Source organism: Plantactinospora sp. CNZ321, assembly GCF_004217235.1.
On the sequence record NZ_SHKQ01000001.1, the window covers coordinates 2974841 to 2991834 of the forward strand.

The 16994-nt window shown below is 70.1% G+C and carries 14 protein-coding genes and 2 pseudogenes; 11 read left to right on the forward strand and 5 right to left on the reverse strand.

Features of this window, described 5'->3' with window-relative positions:
- Positions 1 to 28: 28 nt before the first annotated feature.
- The 3 genes from EV371_RS13345 to EV371_RS13355 all read right to left on the reverse strand — a co-directional run bounded on the left by EV371_RS13345 (position 29) and on the right by EV371_RS13355 (position 1743).
- Positions 29 to 856, reverse strand: coding sequence for an alpha/beta fold hydrolase (locus EV371_RS13345; protein WP_130462326.1), 828 nt, complete (start codon positions 854 to 856; stop codon positions 29 to 31).
- 53 nt (positions 857 to 909) lie between these two features.
- Positions 910 to 1230, reverse strand: coding sequence for a threonine--tRNA ligase family protein (locus EV371_RS13350; RefSeq protein WP_130462327.1), 321 nt, complete (start codon positions 1228 to 1230; stop codon positions 910 to 912).
- A gap of 294 nt (positions 1231 to 1524) precedes the next feature.
- The gene (locus EV371_RS13355; RefSeq protein ID WP_130462328.1) at positions 1525 to 1743 is read right to left on the reverse strand and encodes a hypothetical protein; all 219 of its coding nucleotides are present in this window, start codon (positions 1741 to 1743) and stop codon (positions 1525 to 1527) included.
- A 257-nt stretch (positions 1744 to 2000) separates the two neighbouring features.
- Between EV371_RS13355 and EV371_RS34275 the strand changes: the two genes are divergently transcribed.
- On the forward strand, positions 2001 to 2705 hold the full coding sequence (locus tag EV371_RS34275) for a DUF4184 family protein (protein WP_130462329.1): 705 nt from the start codon (positions 2001 to 2003) through the stop codon (positions 2703 to 2705).
- Positions 2706 to 2934: 229 nt separating this feature from the next.
- Here EV371_RS34275 and EV371_RS34280 read toward each other — a convergent pair.
- Positions 2935 to 3126 (reverse strand): annotated as a pseudogene (locus tag EV371_RS34280) (epoxide hydrolase N-terminal domain-containing protein); the annotation flags it as partial.
- On the opposite strand from EV371_RS34280, the pseudogene EV371_RS13370 reads away from it, so the two are divergent.
- Positions 3117 to 4351, forward strand: a pseudogene (locus EV371_RS13370) (IS3 family transposase). The pseudogenes EV371_RS34280 and EV371_RS13370 overlap by 10 nt on opposite strands.
- A gap of 554 nt (positions 4352 to 4905) precedes the next feature.
- Here EV371_RS13370 and EV371_RS13375 read toward each other — a convergent pair.
- Positions 4906 to 6324, reverse strand: coding sequence for a tetratricopeptide repeat protein (locus EV371_RS13375; protein WP_130462331.1), 1419 nt, complete (start codon positions 6322 to 6324; stop codon positions 4906 to 4908).
- Between the two features lie 155 nt (positions 6325 to 6479).
- Here EV371_RS13375 and EV371_RS13380 point away from each other — a divergent pair, with 155 nt between their 5' ends.
- The 9 genes from EV371_RS13380 to EV371_RS13420 all read left to right on the forward strand — a co-directional run bounded on the left by EV371_RS13380 (position 6480) and on the right by EV371_RS13420 (position 16988).
- Complete coding sequence (locus tag EV371_RS13380) at positions 6480 to 7226, forward strand: phosphotransferase (RefSeq protein WP_207230474.1); 747 nt, start codon at positions 6480 to 6482, stop codon at positions 7224 to 7226.
- Between the two features lie 291 nt (positions 7227 to 7517).
- Positions 7518 to 8813, forward strand: coding sequence for an insulinase family protein (locus tag EV371_RS13385; RefSeq protein WP_130462332.1), 1296 nt, complete (start codon positions 7518 to 7520; stop codon positions 8811 to 8813).
- The gene (locus EV371_RS13390; RefSeq protein ID WP_130462333.1) at positions 8813 to 10174 is read left to right on the forward strand and encodes a M16 family metallopeptidase; all 1362 of its coding nucleotides are present in this window, start codon (positions 8813 to 8815) and stop codon (positions 10172 to 10174) included. Before EV371_RS13385 ends, EV371_RS13390 begins: the two co-directional genes overlap by 1 nt.
- A gap of 111 nt (positions 10175 to 10285) precedes the next feature.
- Positions 10286 to 11317, forward strand: a complete 1032-nt coding sequence (locus EV371_RS13395; RefSeq protein WP_130462334.1) for an aspartate-semialdehyde dehydrogenase — start codon at positions 10286 to 10288, stop codon at positions 11315 to 11317.
- A 97-nt stretch (positions 11318 to 11414) separates the two neighbouring features.
- Positions 11415 to 11831, forward strand: a complete 417-nt coding sequence (locus EV371_RS13400; RefSeq protein ID WP_130462335.1) for a CBS domain-containing protein — start codon at positions 11415 to 11417, stop codon at positions 11829 to 11831.
- Positions 11832 to 12026: 195 nt separating this feature from the next.
- Positions 12027 to 12401, forward strand: coding sequence for an SCP2 sterol-binding domain-containing protein (locus EV371_RS13405; RefSeq protein ID WP_130462336.1), 375 nt, complete (start codon positions 12027 to 12029; stop codon positions 12399 to 12401).
- Positions 12398 to 14452 (forward strand): glycogen debranching N-terminal domain-containing protein, encoded by a 2055-nt coding sequence (locus tag EV371_RS13410; protein WP_130462337.1) that lies wholly within the window; start codon positions 12398 to 12400, stop codon positions 14450 to 14452. The genes EV371_RS13405 and EV371_RS13410 overlap by 4 nt, the downstream gene beginning before the upstream one ends.
- A gap of 92 nt (positions 14453 to 14544) precedes the next feature.
- Entirely contained in the window at positions 14545 to 14952 is a 408-nt protein-coding gene (locus EV371_RS13415) for an SCP2 sterol-binding domain-containing protein (protein ID WP_165436678.1), read from the forward strand.
- The gene (locus EV371_RS13420; protein ID WP_130462339.1) at positions 14949 to 16988 is read left to right on the forward strand and encodes a glycogen debranching N-terminal domain-containing protein; all 2040 of its coding nucleotides are present in this window, start codon (positions 14949 to 14951) and stop codon (positions 16986 to 16988) included. Before EV371_RS13415 ends, EV371_RS13420 begins: the two co-directional genes overlap by 4 nt.
- The last annotated feature ends 6 nt before the right edge of the window (positions 16989 to 16994 follow it).

The following is a 16994-nucleotide window of genomic DNA, read 5'->3' on the forward strand; positions in this document are numbered from 1 at the left end:
TAAATTGCGCACTTGTTCGGCAGTTACATCAGGACATCCTTGCCTGAGCGGTCAGCCAATCGTGCAGCGTCATGGCCAGTTGCACGGGCTGGTCGAGCTGCACCAGATGACCTGCTCCGTCGATCAGCTTGAGTTGGGCGCCAGGGATGAGCTCTGCCAGCCGGTGAGCGCGGTCGACGGGGATCCACCTGTCGTTCCCGCCCCACGCCACCAGCACCGGCAGGTCGAGACGTGGATAGAGCCCTTGAATCTCGTCGGTGTACGCCTGATCCGCCTGGGCGATCTGTCGATAGAACGCGGCTTGCCCCTCGGCATCGAGCCAGGGCGACACGAGAGCCTCCATCTGCCCGGGCGTGAGGCCGACGTGACTGGCTCCTGCGATGTAGGCCCGAAGCGCCCCCTCGTGCACGGCGCTGGGAAGCGCGCGGAAAACCTCTGTCTGCTCGCGCACAAGCCGGAAGAAGTCCGACCCCCACGGCGCCAGCGCCACCACGTCGACCAGCGCCAACGACGCGAACGCAGAACCATGCAGGAGTAGCGCCCTCAGCGCGACAGCACCGCCGTAGTCATGGGCGACGACGTGTGGCGACCGCAGATCCCAATGCGCGACAAGGTCGGCCAGAAGCTCACCTTGGACGTCCAGTGACACCCGGTGATGTGCAGACTTCGAGGACTGTCCATAACCGGGCATGTCCCAGAGATGAACCCGGAACCGGTCGCTCAGCGCCTCGGCGTAGGGGGTCCACAACCCGGAGGACCATGGAGTCCCATGGCAGAAAACGACATCGGGGCCGGAACCCGTCCGGCACCACCGAACTTCGCGTCCACGCCACTCGAACTTTTCCGTCAGTTCCATCAGGCCAACACTGCCAGACTGCAGCCGTGCTCGGCCCGGTCAGTCCCGGACGCCTAGCGGCAGGCAACGATGGGATCGGCTCTCGGCCAACGCTCGACGTCATCTCCTGCCCGCAGGTATGCCGCGTCTGGATCCGACGGTGAGAGCCAGAGCTGAAGGTCGCCGTTGCGATATCCGGTGTCCCGGGCATCATCAGGCAGGTCGGTGGCGATCGCAAGCTTGTCGTGAATCCCATATCCGATGACCCCGTTTGGGTCGCGGATGAACTGGCGGATCTCGGCGGTCGACTGGGAGACGGTGCCCAGCGGCCACCCGAGGTGCATCATCACAGCGCTCTGCCAATCGCAGTGATCCGGCCCGGCGATGCTGTTCAACTCCCGCCCGTCGACCAGACGGCCTGCCTTGGTCCACGTCGAGCCCGGGTGGGGCTGCGGAGGGGAGAAGTAGTCCGCGACCGACCCCAGCGATGATGACGTGTCGTCACGTTCACTTACAGCGGGTGCGGGCGGGCGGACATCGCGTTGACCCGCGGGGCGGGTGAGGCTGCAGGCAGAAAGGAGCACCAGACTCAGGCCGGCAACGAGGAGACGCGCCATTCCACTGAGACGGCTCGTCGGCGGCACGGGTTCCACCCGGCGGGACGTGACCATCCTGTTGTCGTCTGCCAGTTAATCTGAGGCATCTCGGCCGCCTTCCGGGTCGGGGATGACCTGGCAGGCATTGGCGATCTCTCCGTCGCGGACAAGTCCTTCAATGGCTTCGATCATCGTGGTGATGCCGGGCCGGGGTGTGATCACGAGGTCTGTCGCGTTAGAAGTATCGGCCTCCGGCGGCTTCGCCGTCTGTTCCCATCGGTGTAGCACGGCCTTGATGGCGTCGAGGGTCATGAGGGTCGCGCAGTAGGTCGGGCCGCCGGTGACGGTGACGTATATGTCCTGGTCCTGGAGTTGCTCCAGGTCGTCGCCCAGGATCGCCGGGAAACGGGCGACGAACCGGTCGTGCTCGATGACCAGGAAGGGCGGTCGATGGTGTGGCGCAGCTCCGACACCGATTGGCTATCGTCCGACCTTTGACGGCCCCGCCGGTCTCAGCATCTCCATCACGGCAGCACCCGGTCTGCACAGGTGGTCGTTACCGTTTCGGGATGCCTTTGACCTTTCCGTCCCACCCGGCCGCCGTGTTGCCGCTGAAGCTGTGGCGGCCGCGCTGGTTCGATGGTGTCGCGCTGGTTGTCGGATCGATGGCGCCAGACCTGGCGTATCTGTTCGACGGTTCCGGACTGCCGGTGTGGCCGTTCTCCCACCAACTGCCGGGACTCGTGGGGTGGTGCCTGCCAGTCACGCTGATCGGGACCTGGCTGATCCGTCGTGCGGCGCCGGTCCTCGCGAGCCACCTTCCGGCCGGCGGCCCGCTCGCCCTTCCCGACTACGGCTCGCTCGGGCAGGGTCGACATCGGTGGCCGATCACCATGTACTCGGCGCTGCTCGGCGCCGCCAGCCACCTCGTCCTGGACCGGGTCGAGGTCGGTCTTCCCACGACCGAGTACGTCATGCACGTACTCGGCGGCGCCGGATCGCTGGCCATCGCCGTGCAGATCGGCAGGGGGCGGCTGCTGCGCCAATGCCACGGCGAGCCACCGCCGCGGCGGCCGAGGCCCGTCCTGTTCTGGGCCGCCGCTGGCGGCGTCACACTGCCGTTGGCAGCGGTGACCCCCTTCCTGCCAGCGGCGTCACTCGCGCACACCACCGGGGTACGCCTGCTGTGCGCGGTCGGTGCCGGCCTACTCGTCGCGTCGCTGGCAGTCGCGGCGAGCCGTGGCCATCTGGTCCCCCGATCGCCGCAGAGATGACCGATGACCTGGAAGAAGGGGACGAGGTCGTAACGGCTGGCGTCCCGCCGCAGTGAACACGTCGTCCTCCCGGCTGGGTGCGATGTCCTCGCCGCCGGGGAGATGAGGTGCGGTTGGCCGGACCCGACAGCGGAGCCGGGCCGTGTGACCCGGCTCCCTTGCTGATCAGTACGGGCGGAGCGATGTGAAGAACTGCCTGAGTTCGTTGGCGAGCAGGGCCGCCGATCTGGGCCTGGTAATGCGGCAGTGCGTTGAGTTCGGCTTCCCGAGCCCGCCAGTTGAACCCGTCGACCCAGTAGGACACCAGGTGTCGCAGGTAGTCGGGGTCGGTGCCGGCCTGCCACGGCTGGTCACCGCTGTGTTCCGCACCGGGTTTGATGGAGACATCGAAACCTGGGAGGAACACTAGCGATGCCGGCACCGAAGAAGTACAGCGATGAGCTGCGTGAGCGTGCTACCCGGTTGGCGGTCGAGGCCCGCCGGGATCCGGCGTCCGCGGTCGGGGCGATCCGGCGGATCGCCGGTCAGCTCGGGGTTCATCCGGAGGCGTTGCGCACGTGGGTGAAGCAGGCCGAGACCGACGCCGGGCAGCGGCCGGGGACCACCAGCGGCGACGCCGAACGCATCGCCGCCCTGGAACGGGAAGTGCGTGAGCTGCGGCGGGCGAACCAGATCCTGAAGTCCGCGGCGAGTTTCTTCGCGGCGGAGCTGGACCGTCCGTCGCGATGAAGGTCGACTTCGTCGACTCCCAGAAGGCCGAACACGGTGTCCAGCCGGTCCTGCGGGCGCTCGAAGACACGCCGGCGCAGATCGCACCGTCGACCTACTACGCCGCCAAGACCCGCCCCGCCAGCGCCCGCTGTCGGCGCGACGAGGAGCTGACCGCGATGATCGAGCAGGTCCACACGGCCAACTACGGCGTCTACGGCGCCCGCAAGATCTGGCACGAGCTGCACCGCCAAGGGGTGCGGGTGGCCCGGTGCACGGTCGAGCGGCTGATGCGTGAGTCCGGGCTGCGTGGGCTGCTGCGCGACAAGTCGCCACGCACGACCCGCCCGGCAGCCGAGACCAGCCGCCCTGCTGACCTGGTCAGACGGGACTTCACCGCAGCCGGGCCGAACCAGCTGTGGGTCGCGGACCTGACCTACGTGCGCACCAGCGTGGGCTGGGTGTACGCCGCGTTCGTCCTCGACGTGCACTCCCGCATGATCGTCGGCTGGCAGGTGTCCACGAGTCTCTACACCGGTCTGGCCCTCGACGCGTTGAAGATGGCGATCTGGCGCCGCGAGAATCAAGGCGCTGACCTGGGCGGACTGGTCCACCACTCCGACCGGGGAGTCCAGTATCGAGCGATCCGCTACACCCAGCGGCTGGCCGAGGCCGGCGCCGTCGCCTCGGTCGGCTCCAAGGGCGACTCCTACGACAACGCCATGGCCGAGGCGTTCAACTCCCTGTACAAGGCCGAACTCGTCCGCAACAAAGGCCCGTGGCGTGGACTCGACGACCTGGAGATGGCCACCGTCGAGTACATCGACTGGTACAACAACCGGCGCCTACACGGCGAGCTCGGGCACGTCCCGCCCGCCGAGCACGAGGCACTACACGCGATGACCCAGCCGGTCACCGCACCCCTGGAAACCAGCTAACCAACTCTCCATCAAACCCGGGGCTTGACACTGCGGTCAGTGAAGCGGGTACGGGTCAGTCGGGCTCGCAGGTCGTCGAGTACCTCGTCGGATACGTCGATACGGAACGGGGAGAAGGTCATTGTTCCTCCGGTTAGGAGGGCGCTCCCCGACGCGAGATCAGCAAACAGGGATAGCCGGGTGGAGCGCCCAGACGTGACGTTGGGTGTTCACCGGGCTCACCTCCCCTCATCGCTGACGCGGGTCACCTTACCCACCGCTGCGAGCCGCCAGGCGCGCGAGTTCCGAGTGCTCGGGCTACCCACGAGCGGAGTTCCAGGCGTGCTCGAATGCGTCTGGTGTGATGAGGAACGGGCTCCAGTCTTCTTCCGGATCATCCAGGCTCGCCTGCCCGAGGCCGCCGTACTGGTCTGACTCATGTCCGGGCCCGTAGTAGATCCACTCATCCGCGGACCTGTCGCAGACCACGCGCTTCCGCTGTCCAGCATGTCACTATCCGTAGTCGAGTGTCTGGGTACAGCCATGGTCTGGGTACGGCAGCGGCAGTCGAGCGGTCAGCCGGCGTAGCGGGGCTCGCCGAGCCGGTGGCGGAATTCCGCGTGAGCGGTCTGGAAGACGTCGTTGAGCCGCGCGAGCTCGGACTCGGTCGGCTCCCGCCGCAGCCCGACATCGATCTTGAAGTCGCCGTCCACGATCGCCACATCGAGGCGGTCGAGCAGGTCCGCGGGAAGTCTGGTGATGACGAAGTCGCGGAACGCATCGGCGATCGTGCCCGCCATGTCGCCACACCCGCAGGTGCGGCCATCCAGCACCGCGCCGAGGTGACTGCGGCCGACGATCGCGTCCGGGTGTACGGGATCCAGGACGGCCAGGCCCTCCTCCAGGACCGTGCGGGCCTCCGACAGCCGCGCCTCATGCTGGAGGAACAGACCGAGCGCGACGCAGGCCCGCCCGACCATGTCGTAGTCGGTGCCGCGGCGCGCCTGCCGCACCGCCTCGGTCAGCCGTTGCTCCGCCAGGTCCACCCGGCCGGCCTCCTTCAGCGCGAGGCCCCAGTTGCGCAGGACCTGACTCAGTAGCTCCGGGCGACCGATGCGCTCCGCTCTCGCGTGCGCCGACCCGTACGTGCGCAGCGCCGCCTCGGCGTCGCCGGCGTCGTCCTGGGCCATCGCCAATCCGAGCGCTGCCATCAGCGCTTCCTCCTCCCGGCCCTGCCGGTCGTATGAGGCGAGCACCCGCTCGATCGCATCAACCCGCCCGGCCTGGTCACCGAGATCACGGCCGAGGTTCGCCAGCGCGGACAAGGCGTTGAGCGTCGCCTGGTGGTCGATGCCGAGCCGCTCCTCCAAAGCGGCGACCAGGGAGGTGAGCAGGGACTTGGATGCCGGATCGTCGTGGTCCACCATCTGGGTGACGGATCGTCCGACCTGCTCGACGATCCCGTCCGGCAGTTGGTGCAGTCCCACGAACAGCGGATCCGGGCTCCCCTCGGCATGCACGATCGCTGCTCGCAGCGCCAACGCGGAGGCCACCCGCTCGTGCCCGTCGCGCCACAGGTTGGCCACCGCCTCCTCGACGACCTGCCGGGCCTCCGCCACCTCGCCACGCTGCCGCAGCAGGTCCGCCAGCGGTTCGAGACCGAACGCGTAGCCGGCGTGCTCGCGACCGTAGAAGGCGAGCCGCTCCTGAACGCCCTGGCGCAACTCCGCCTCGGCGTCATCGAGCCGCCCCGCCATGCGCAGCGCCAAGCCCAGATTGAGCCGGTAGGTCAACTGGTCCTTGCGGGACTCGTGATCGCGCGGAGTCGCGGAGACGGCGTCGCGGTAGCACTCGATCGCGCGGTCGAGTTGATCGGTGTTGAGCAGCACATTGCCGAGGTCGCACTGGGCCGAGGCCCACTCCGGGCTGCCGTGCCCGTGCTTGTCCGTGGCGGCCTGCAACTCGCGCGTCATGAGGTTCTCGGCGTCGCCCATTCGGCCCTCCCGCAAGAGCGCGAAGGCCACCTCGACCGGGGTGGGGGGTGTCGTCACGAGCCGCAAGCTTAGAACCCCCCACCGACACACGCGCACTCCCGGGAACACCCCGAGCGGGCGATAAGCCCGGGCGCGTTGATGACCACGCCGGGATAATGACCGACGTGGAGGAAGTCAAGGTCGTCGTCGCCCATGACGAGCGGGCGACCCTGCGGGTCGGTGACGTCTTCCTGAAGATCGACGCTGATCAGACACGCACCGACGTCGAGGTCGAGGCGATGGCTCTGGCGCCGGTCCCGACTCCGCAGGTCCTCTGGCGTCGGCCACCCGTGCTCGCGCTGGCCGCCGTTCCGGGTACGGCACTGGGCATCCTCGGCGAGCCCTCACCCGCGTCGTCGGCGGCGTGGGCCGCGGCGGGTGCGGTCGCGCGGACGCTGCACGACGCGCCCCTGCCACCATGGCCCGGTCGGCGCCTCGACGAGCTCGCAGCGCGCCTCGACAGCGAATGCGAATGGCTCGTCACCAATGGTGTCCTTCCCGCGGACGTGGTCACCCGTAACCGCCAGGTTGCCGAGGCCGCGCTCCGGCCGTGGAAACCCGTCTTCGTGCACGGAGACCTGCAGATCACCCACGTCTTCGTCGACGGCGACACCGTCACCGGCGTGATCGACTGGTCCGAGGCGGCCCAGGGCGACGCCCTCTACGACCTCGCCGTGCTGACGCTCGGACACGAGGAGCGCCTTGACGATGTGGTCGTTGGCTACGGCACCGATGTCGACCTCGACGTGATCCGCGGGTGGTGGTCGTGGCGAAGCCTGGTGGCGGCCCGCTGGCTGGTCGGACACGGCTTCGACCCGTCGCTGCCCGGCGGTGAGTTCGACGTGTTGAGGGCACGGATGTGAGGCTGCACGAACCCGACGGCCACCAAATGTGACCCCGGGGGGCGGCAGTTGGACATGTGCCGTCGCCACCGTGCTCCGTGCGTCGCCACCGTGCTCCGTGCGTCGCCACCGTGCACCGTGCGTGGCCCTTACGAGGCAACCCCGCACGATGGCGCCCGGGACGGCCCCTGCACGGCCTCCGTGCGGCCGGGAGCGGAACCGGACACAGTGGCCGGCGTCCCGACCCCGCCGGGGACCCGTCCCGGCGGGGTTGTCCACGTCGGGGCGGGTCGATCGGATAGCGTCGTGACCATGCCCGAGACCGGTTATCCCTGGCCGATCGAAACCACCCGGCTGGACAACGGCCTGCGCGTGGTGGTCAGCGAGGATCGCAGCGCCCCCGTAGTCGCGGTCAACCTCTGGTACGACGTCGGCTCCCGGCACGAACCCGACGGCCAGACCGGTTTCGCCCACCTGTTCGAACACCTGATGTTCGAGGGTTCGGTCAACGTGGCCAAGACCGAGCACATGCAGTTGGTGCAGGGCTCCGGCGGCTCGCTGAACGCGACCACCAACCCGGACCGGACAAACTACTTCGAGACGCTGCCGTCGGAGCACCTGGCGCTCGCGCTCTGGCTGGAGGCGGACCGGATGGGCGGCCTGGTGCCGGCCCTGACCCAGGAGACCCTGGACAACCAGCGCGAGGTGGTGAAGAACGAGCGGCGGCAGCGCTACGAGAACGTCCCGTACGGGGACGCCTGGCTGCGCCTGCTGCCCCTGCTCTATCCGCCCGGGCACCCGTACCACCACGCCACGATCGGCTCGATGGCCGACCTGAACGCCGCCGACCTGGCCACCTTCCAGGCATTCCACACCACCTACTACGCGCCGAACAACGCGGTGCTCACGGTGGCCGGGGACACCTCGGCCGACGAGGTCTTCGCGCTGGCCGAGCGCTACTTCGGCAGGCTCGTCCCGCAGTTCGACATCCCGCCGGCCCCGGACGGCACGATGGTGCCGGCCACCGGGACACCGGTCCGGGAGACCGTCACCGCGGACGTGCCCGCGCCGAGGGTCTACCTGGCGCACCGGACCCACCCGTTCGGCGGCCCCGGCTACGACACGGTGACCGTGCTGGCGACGCTGCTCGGCAGCGGGCGGGGCAGTCGGCTCTACCAGCGGCTCGCCGACGGGGCCCGGCTCGCCCAGCCGGACAGCGTCGGCGCGTTCGGCGTCGACCTGGCGTACGCGCCGGCACCGCTGATCGTCACCGCCACCGCCCGGGACGGGGTGACCGGGCCCGAGTTGGAGGCGGGACTCGTCGAGGTGCTCGACGGGCTGGCCGACGGGGTGACCGAGGCCGAGCTCGACCGGGCCAAGGCACTGCTCACCACCGGCTGGTGGCGGCAGCTCGCCAGCGTGGACGGCCGGGCCGACATCCTCGGCCGGCACGCCACCCAGCTCGGCGACCCGGCCCGGGCGGCCGACCGGCTGCCGGGCTGGCTCTCGGTCACCACGGAGCAGGTCAGCGGGCTCGCCGCCGAGTTGCTCCGGCCCGAGGACCGGGCGACCCTGACCTATCTGCCGGAGACCCAGGAAGAGGCGTGATGACCGAGCCGGGCCCCATTCTGATCACGGAGCGGCCGCCGACCGGGGCGGCCCGGCCGTACACCTTCCCGACGGTGGTCCGCCAGACGGTGGCCGGCGGCAGCGTCGTCGCCGCCCACCTGCCGGGGCACCACCTCGCCGTCGCGGTGCTGCTGCTCGACGGCGGCGCCGGGCGCGAGCCGCTGGGCCGGGAGGGGCTCTCCGGGGTACTCGCGAAGGCGCTGGAGGAGGGGACGACCCGGCGCGACTCCACGGCGTACGCGCTGGCGCTGGAGGGGCTCGGCACCGAGCTGACCATCGCCACCGACTGGGACGCCTTCCAGGTCAGCGTGCAGGTTCCGGTGCAGCGGCTGCCGGCCGCGGTGGAACTGCTGGCCGAGGCGGTCCGTAGCCCGCGCCTCGACCCTGCGGACATCACCCGGGTACGCGACGACGAGGTCACCGCGCTGCGGATGTACTGGGCGAACCCGGGACCACGGGCCGACGCCACGCTCCGGGCCGACCTGTTCGGCGCCGACCAGCGGCCCGGCCGCCCGATGGACGGCGATCCCGACTCGGTCGCCGCCGTCACCGTCGACGACGTGACGTCGTTCCACGCCGCCTGGCTGACCCGGTTCGGCACCCTGCTGGTCGTCGGTGACCTCGACCGGATCGACCTGGACGTGCTCGGCGCCGCCGCGTTCGCCGGTGCCGACGGCGCGGTGGAGCCGGCCGGACCGCCGCTGGGCGTGCCGGTCCGCGACGAGCGGCGGATCATCCTGGTCGACCGCCCCGGTTCGGTCCAGTCCACGCTGCGGCTCGGGCACGCCGCACCGCACCGGGCCCACCCCGACTACGTCCCGATGGCGCTGGCCGCCACGGTGCTCGGCGGTGCCTTCACCTCCCGGCTGAACCACCTGATCCGGGAGGTACGCGGCTACACGTACGGGATCAGGGCCGAGTTCGGCCACTCGCGGCGGTTCGGTCGGTTCGTGGTCAGCTCCGGGGTGCAGACCGCGGTGACCGCGCCGGCCCTGGTGGACGCGGTGGGCGAGATCACCCGTACCCGGGACGCCGGGGTGACCGAGCCGGAGCTGGCCGTCGCCCGGGCCTGGCGGGCCGGGCAGCTCTCGGTGGAGTTGCAGACGCCCCGGGCCATCGCCAGCGCGCTCGCCACGCTGGTCGTGCACGACCTGCCGGACGATTACCACGCGACCCTGCGCGAGCGGCTGCTGTCGACCGCCGAGCCGGCGGTGTCGGCGGCGGCCGCGACGCACCTGCACCCGCAGGGGCTGACCCTGGTGATCGAGGGCGACGCGGCGGTGATCCGGGACGAGTTGGTCGCCAGCGGGCTCGGTGAGGTGAGCGACGCCACCGGCTGACGCTCCGGCGTCCGGTCGTCCGGCACCGGGGGCCCCCGAAACCGGACCGCATGCTGGGCGGTGCGCTGATCGGCCTGCCGGGCCGCCCGAGCGGCTGGGTAGCCTCCCGGTATGAGGATCGGCATTGTGGGGGCCACCGGGCAGGTCGGTGGCGTGATGCGGCGAGTGCTCGCCGAACGCCAGTTTCCGGTGGACGAGCTGCGGCTGTTCGCCTCGGCCCGGTCGGCGGGGCGGACCGTGGCCTGGCGGGACGGTGAGGTCACCGTCGAGGACGCGGAGACCGCCGACTACGCCGGACTGGACATCGTGCTCTTCTCGGCCGGAAAGGGCACGAGCAAGGCGCTCGCTGCCCGGGTCGCCGCCGCCGGCGCCGTGGTGATCGACAACTCCTCGGCCTGGCGGATGGATCCCGAGGTGCCCCTGGTGGTCGCCGAGGTCAACCCGCACGCCGCCGCCGTACGCCCCCGGGGCATCATCGCCAACCCCAACTGCACCACGATGGCGGCGATGCCGGTGCTGCGCCCGCTGCACGCCGAGGCCGGACTGGTCAGCCTGGTCGTGACGACCTACCAGGCGGTCTCCGGCTCCGGCCTGGCCGGGGTCGCCGAGCTGGACGAGCAGGTCCGCAAGGTCGCCGACGGCGCCACCGCGCTCGCCTTCGACGGCCGGGCCGTCGAGTTCCCGGCCCCCCGGCAGTACGCCGAGCCGATCGCCTTCAACGTGCTGCCGGTGGCCGGCTCGATCGTCGACGACGGGTCGGCGGAGACCGACGAGGAGCAGAAGCTCCGCAACGAGAGCCGCAAGATCCTGGAGATTCCCGAGCTGAGGGTCTCCGGCACCTGCGTCCGGGTGCCGGTGTTCACCGGGCACTCCCTGCAGGTCAACGCCAGGTTCGCTCGGCCGCTTAGCCCGGAGCGGGCCCGTGAGCTGCTGGCCGGGGCTCCCGGGGTGGCGCTGGCGGACGTACCGACCCCGCTGCTGGCGGCCGGGCAGGACCCGACGTACGTCGGCCGGTTCCGGGCCGACGAGACCGTCGCGCACGGGCTGGCGTTCTTCTGCGCCAGCGACAACCTGCGCAAGGGTGCGGCGCTGAACGCGGTACAGATCGCCGAGCTGGTGGCCGGCGAGTCGCGCCCGCGGTAGCGGTCGAGCGCGGTCGAATCTGCCGACTCCCTCCCTGCGGCGTTACGTCGAGGTCTGCCCGGGTAGACCGGATCGGCCACATGGAGAGGGGTGCAGGATGACGACCGTCGGAGAGTTCATGACGACCCGCCTGGTGACCATGGACGGCGGCGACACGCTCACCGCTGCCGCCCAGGAGATGCGGGACAGTGCCATCGGCGACGTGATCGTGACCAACGACGACAAAGTCGTAGGTATCGTCACCGACCGCGACATCACGGTACGCGGGGTTGCCGAAGGGTTGAACCCGTCGAGCGCCACGCTGAACCAGATCCTTACCCAGGACGTGGTGACCGTGACGCAGTACGACGACGCGGTCGCCGCCGCGGACCTGATGCGGACGTACGGCGTACGACGGTTGCCGGTGGTCGAGGACGGCCGGCTGATCGGACTGGTCTCCCTCGGCGACCTCGCGGTGGAGCGGGAGCCGCAGTCCGTGCTCGCCGACATCAGCGCCGACGAACCGAACAACTGAGACCTGCCCGACGGGCCCGGGCGACAACGGCGTCCCCGGGCCCGCCGGACAGCGGCCAGGTCTCCCCGGTCGGTTGATCCCCTCAGCGTCCGCCGACGGTTGGTCCCGGGCGCCCAGGGGACGGTCCGGAGACGGTGACGCGCCCAGGGGACGGTCCGGAGGGCGGTGACGGACAGGCGAGGGAGGTGCAGGGCGATGGATCCGACCACCGAGTTCTTCGAAGGACTCAACTACCGTCCGCCGGATCCGCTGCTGCGCGAGATCCGGGGAACGATCCGCTTCGAGATCGAGTCGGATATCGACGTCGACACCTGGTTGCTGGTGCTCAGCGCCGGCAGCGTCTCCGCCACCGAGTCGGACCGGCCGGCGGACTGCACGGTCCGGACCGACCGGGAGTTCTTCAACCGGGTCGCCGCGGGCGAGGCGAACGTGTTCGCGGCGCTGCTGCGCAACAGGGTCACCGTGGAGGGAAACCTCTTCCTGTACAGCTACCTGCTGCACCTGGTGCCCGGACCGCCCGGCGCGCACGAACCTCGCCAATGGGCGCGGCGGCGGGGGCAGCGGAGATGAAACCACTGGTCAGCATCCTCGATGGCAACACCTTCGTGGTCAGCGACAACCGGGGCGACATCGACCCCTCGCCGACCTTTCCCACCGGGTTCTTCTCGTTCGACACCCGGTTCCTGTCGAAGTGGGAGCTGACCGTCGACGGAAACCGGCTCAGCGTGCTCTCCGTCGACGACCTCCAGTACTTCGAGTCGCAGTTCTTCCTGGTCCCGGGCGAGCCGACGCACTACGTGGACGCCAAGCTGTCGATCATCCGGCACCGGACGATCGGCGGCAGCTTCGTCGAGGATCTGACCGTCCTCAACCACCAGGACCAGGCGGTCGAACTGACGGTCCGGTTGAACGTGGCGAGCGACTTCGCCGACCTGTTCGAGATCAAGGATATGCAGGGGAAGGCCGGCGAGACCATCGCGCTGGTCGAGGACGATCGGCTGCGACTCTGCTACCACCGGGAGACCTACCGACGCGAGACGGTCATCACCTCGAGCGCACCCGCCGAGTTCGACCCCGACGGGCTGACCTTCGCGCTGCGGATCGAAGCGCACCAGCAATGGCATACCCGACTGTGTGTGCAGGCCAACGTCGAGGGGGCCGGCGGCCGGGACATCCGGCTCAGCATCCAGCGGCACCGCAGCCGGTCCCCCGAGGAACTGCGGCAAGACCTGCAAGGGTGGCTGGACCGGGCGCCGAAGCTCAGCAGCGACAGCGATGCGCTGACCGGGACGTACCGGCGCAGCCTGGTCGACCTGGCCGCGCTCCGGTACGTGCCGCTGACCTCCGGTGCCCCGCTGCCCGCCGCCGGCCTGCCCTGGTTCATGACGATGTTCGGCCGGGACGGCCTGATCACCTGCCTGCAGACCCTGCCGTTCACCCCGGAACTCACCCCGCCGGCGCTGCGCTACCTGGCGATGACCCAGGGGGTGAGCCTGGACGACTTCCGGGACCGGGAGCCGGGGAAGATCCTGCACGAGGTCCGGTACGGCGAGTCGACCGCGTTCGAGGAGCAGCCACACTCGCCCTACTACGGCTCGGCCGACTCGACCCCGCTCTTCGTGATCCTGCTCGACGAGTACGAACGGTGGACCGGGGACACCAAGCTGGTCGAGTCGTTGGAGTACGAGGCCCGGGCGGCGCTGAACTGGATCGACCGGTACGGGGACCTGATGGGCAACGGCTACGTCTGGTACGAACGGCGGAACCTGCGCAACGGCCTGGAGAACCAGTGCTGGAAGGACTCCTGGGACGGCATCTCGTACTCCGACGGCCGGTTGCCCGCGTTTCCCCGGGCCACCTGCGAGCTACAGGGCTACGCGTACGACGCCAAGATTCGGGGCGCCCGCCTCGCCCGGCTGGTCTGGAAGGACCTGGTCTACGCCGAGCAGCTGGAGCGGGAGGCGGCGGACCTGAAGCAGCGGTTCAACCGGGACTTCTGGGTCGCCGACGGCGAGTACTACGCGCTGGCCCTGGACATCGAGGGCAGCCAGGTGGACGCCCTCTCCTCCAACATGGGGCACCTGCTCTGGAGCGGGATCGTCGACGAGGACCGGGCCGCGAAGGTGGCCGAGCACCTGCTCGGGCCCCGGCTCTTCTCCGGTTGGGGTGTGCGCACCCTGGCCGAGGGGGAGGGCCGGTACAACCCGATCGGCTACCACGTCGGCACGGTCTGGCCGTTCGACAACTCGCTGATCGCCTGGGGGCTGCGCCGGTACGGCTTCCGGTGCGAGGCGGGCCGGATCGCCGAGGCGATGATCGACGCGGCACGGTTCTTCGACGGCCGGCTCCCGGAGGCGTTCGCCGGCTACGACCGGGCGCTGACGAAGTATCCGGTGCAGTACCCGACAGCGTGCAGCCCGCAGGCCTGGTCGACCGGTACGCCGATGCTGATGATCAGAACCCTGCTGGGGCTTGAGCCGCACGGCGAGCACCTGGTCGTGGACCCGGCCCTGCCGGAGCGGATGGGCCGGATGGAACTGCTGGACATCCCGGGGCGGTGGGGCCTGATCGACGCCTTCGGCCGGGGCCGCCCGGAGCACACGGCGAACCTGACGGATTGACCGGGCGGCACGGCCTCCGTCGATGTGCGGGGGTGCCACGGCACCCGCAGGGGTGCGGAATGCCGGACGAATCGGGGAGGAGGCATCATCCGATGGCGGATCCGACCGTCGAGTTCTTCAACCGGATCGAGGAGAGCGGACCGGGCCTGCTGCCGACCAGGGCCCGGGGAACACTCCGGTTCGACATCGACCGGGGCGACGAGGTCGATCACTGGTTCGTCGCGATCAATCGCGGGAACGTGCTGGTGTCGCGCGAGTGGCGGGAGGCGGACTGCGTGGTCACCACCGACAAGGATCTGTTCGACAAGCTCGCCACCGGCGAGGCGCAGGTGCTCGCCGCGTACAACCGGAACGACCTGACCGTGCAGGGGAGCCTGCCGCTGCTGCTGACGTTCCGCCGCGCCTTCCCCTCGCCGCCGGGGACCCGGGATCCCCGGGAGCGGATCCGGGAGCGGTTCGCAGGCGGCCGGGCCGGAAGGAATGGGGAGAGCTGGTCGTGAACGAGCTGGTCAGCATCTTGGATGGCAACACGTTCATGGTCAGCGACTCCGCCGGTGACGTGGATTCGTCCCCGACCGTGCCGTCCGGGCTCTTCGCCTGGGACACCCGGTTCCTCTCCACGTGGGCGCTGACCGTCGACGGCGAGCGGCTGCACGAACTCTCCGTCGACGACCTCCAGTACTACGAGTGCCGGTTCTTCGTGGTGCCCGGCGAGCCGACCCACTACGTGGACGCGAAGACCTCGGTGATCCGGCACCGGACGCTCGCCGATGGGCTGTCGGAGGAGTTGACCGTGCTCAACCACCGGGACGAAGCGGTGGTGCTGACGCTGCGGATGGAGATCGACTGCGACTTCGCGGACCTGTTCGACGCCCGGGAGGCCCGGGCCCTGCCCGGTCGGTCGGAGAAGTTCGTCGAGGAGGGCGCGCTTCGGCTGCGTCACGAGCGTGGCCGGCACGTCGCCGAGACGATCGTCACCAGCAGCCTGCCGGCCGCGGTCGACCCCGGGGGCATGACCTTCCAGATCGAACTCGGCGCCGACCAGGCCTGGTCGACGACGCTCCGGGCGATCGGCACCATCCGGGGTGCCGGCGGCCGGGACGTCCGGGAGAACCTGAGCGGCTACCGGAAGAGGCGGCCGGAGAAGGAGCGTGAGCTGGCGGAGTGGATGGCCGGGGCCCCGAAGCTCACCTGTGACTGCGGGATGCTGGCGCACACCTACCGGCGCAGCCTGACCGACCTCGCCGCGTTGCAGTACGCCGGGCTGACCGGCCAGGGGAAGCTGCTGGCGGCCGGACTGCCCTGGTACATGTCGCTGTTCGGCCGGCACAGCCTGATCACCGGCTACCAGTCGCTGCCGTACCTACCGCAGATCGCCCGCAGCGCGCTGTCGGTGCTCGCGCTGCTCCAGGGCGGCCGGGTGGACGACTTCCGGGACGAGGAGCCGGGCAAGATCCTGCACGAGGTCCGGTACGGCGAGCCGGGCGGCTTCGAGGACAGCCCGTTCACCACCTACTACGGCGCGGCGGACTGCACACCGCTGTTTGTGGTCCTGCTCGACGAGTACGAACGGTGGACCGGGGATGCCGAGACGGTGCGGCTGCTGGAGTACGAGGCCCGGTCGGCGCTGGACTGGGTCGACACGTATGGCAACCTGATGGACGACGGCTACATCTGGTACGAGCGCCGCAGCCCCGGCGGGCTGGAGAACCAGGGCTGGAAGGACTCCTGGAACGCCATCGTCTACGCCGACGGCCGGCTGCCCGGCAGGCCCCGGGCCACCTGCGAGCTACAGGGCTACGCGTACGACGCGAAGGTCCGGGCTGCCCGGCTGGCCCGCGTGATCTGGAACGACCCGGCGTACGCGGACCGGTTGGAGCGGGAGGCGGCCGACCTGCGCATCCGGTTCAACCGGGACTTCTGGATCGCAGACCGGGGCTACTACGCGTTGGCGCTCGACGCCGAGGGCGGCCAGGTCGACGCACTCGCCTCCAACATGGGGCACCTGCTCTGGAGCGGCATCGTGGACGAGTCCCGGGCCGCGCAGGTGGCCGACCACCTGCTCAGCCGGCCGCTCTTCTCCGGCTGGGGCATCCGGACGCTCGCCTACGACCAGGCCGGGTACAACCCGGTCGGCTACCACACCGGCGCGATCTGGCCGTCGGACAACTCCCTCATCGCCCTGGGGCTGCGCCGGTACGGCTTCGCCGACGAGGCGGCCCGGCTGGCGGTGACGATGATCGAGGCGTCCCAGTACTTCGACGGCCGGATGCCGGAGGCCTTCGCCGGCTACGACCGGCGATTCACCCGGTATCCGGTGCAGTACCCCCGGGCGTGCAGCCCGCACAGCTCGTCGGCGGGCGCCCCGCTGGCGCTGCTCCGTACCCTGCTCGGCCTGCGTCCGCACCAGGACCACCTGACGATCGACCCGGCGATCCCGGAGCGGCTCGGCCGGATCGAGCTGATCGACATTCCTGGTCGGTGGGGCCTGATCGACGCGTTCGGTCGGGGCCGGGTGCCGCTGAAACCCGACTGAGCCGCC

What these genes read in the sequence shown, in the direction of transcription:
- EV371_RS13345 (WP_130462326.1), bottom strand. Translation starts at nt 856, where the DNA reads ATGGAACTGACGGAAAAGTTCGAGTGGCGTGGACGCGAAGTTCGGTGG.
- EV371_RS13355 (WP_130462328.1), bottom strand. Translation starts at nt 1,743, where the DNA reads ATGACCCTCGACGCCATCAAGGCCGTGCTACACCGATGGGAACAGACG.
- EV371_RS34275 (WP_130462329.1), top strand. Translation starts at nt 2,001, where the DNA reads ATGCCTTTGACCTTTCCGTCCCACCCGGCCGCCGTGTTGCCGCTGAAG.
- EV371_RS13375 (WP_130462331.1), bottom strand. Translation starts at nt 6,324, where the DNA reads ATGGGCGACGCCGAGAACCTCATGACGCGCGAGTTGCAGGCCGCCACG.
- EV371_RS13380 (WP_207230474.1), top strand. Translation starts at nt 6,480, where the DNA reads ATGACCGACGTGGAGGAAGTCAAGGTCGTCGTCGCCCATGACGAGCGG.
- EV371_RS13385 (WP_130462332.1), top strand. Translation starts at nt 7,518, where the DNA reads ATGCCCGAGACCGGTTATCCCTGGCCGATCGAAACCACCCGGCTGGAC.
- EV371_RS13390 (WP_130462333.1), top strand. Translation starts at nt 8,813, where the DNA reads ATGACCGAGCCGGGCCCCATTCTGATCACGGAGCGGCCGCCGACCGGG.
- EV371_RS13395 (WP_130462334.1), top strand. Translation starts at nt 10,286, where the DNA reads ATGAGGATCGGCATTGTGGGGGCCACCGGGCAGGTCGGTGGCGTGATG.
- EV371_RS13400 (WP_130462335.1), top strand. Translation starts at nt 11,415, where the DNA reads ATGACGACCGTCGGAGAGTTCATGACGACCCGCCTGGTGACCATGGAC.
- EV371_RS13405 (WP_130462336.1), top strand. Translation starts at nt 12,027, where the DNA reads ATGGATCCGACCACCGAGTTCTTCGAAGGACTCAACTACCGTCCGCCG.
- EV371_RS13410 (WP_130462337.1), top strand. Translation starts at nt 12,398, where the DNA reads ATGAAACCACTGGTCAGCATCCTCGATGGCAACACCTTCGTGGTCAGC.
- EV371_RS13415 (WP_165436678.1), top strand. Translation starts at nt 14,545, where the DNA reads ATGGCGGATCCGACCGTCGAGTTCTTCAACCGGATCGAGGAGAGCGGA.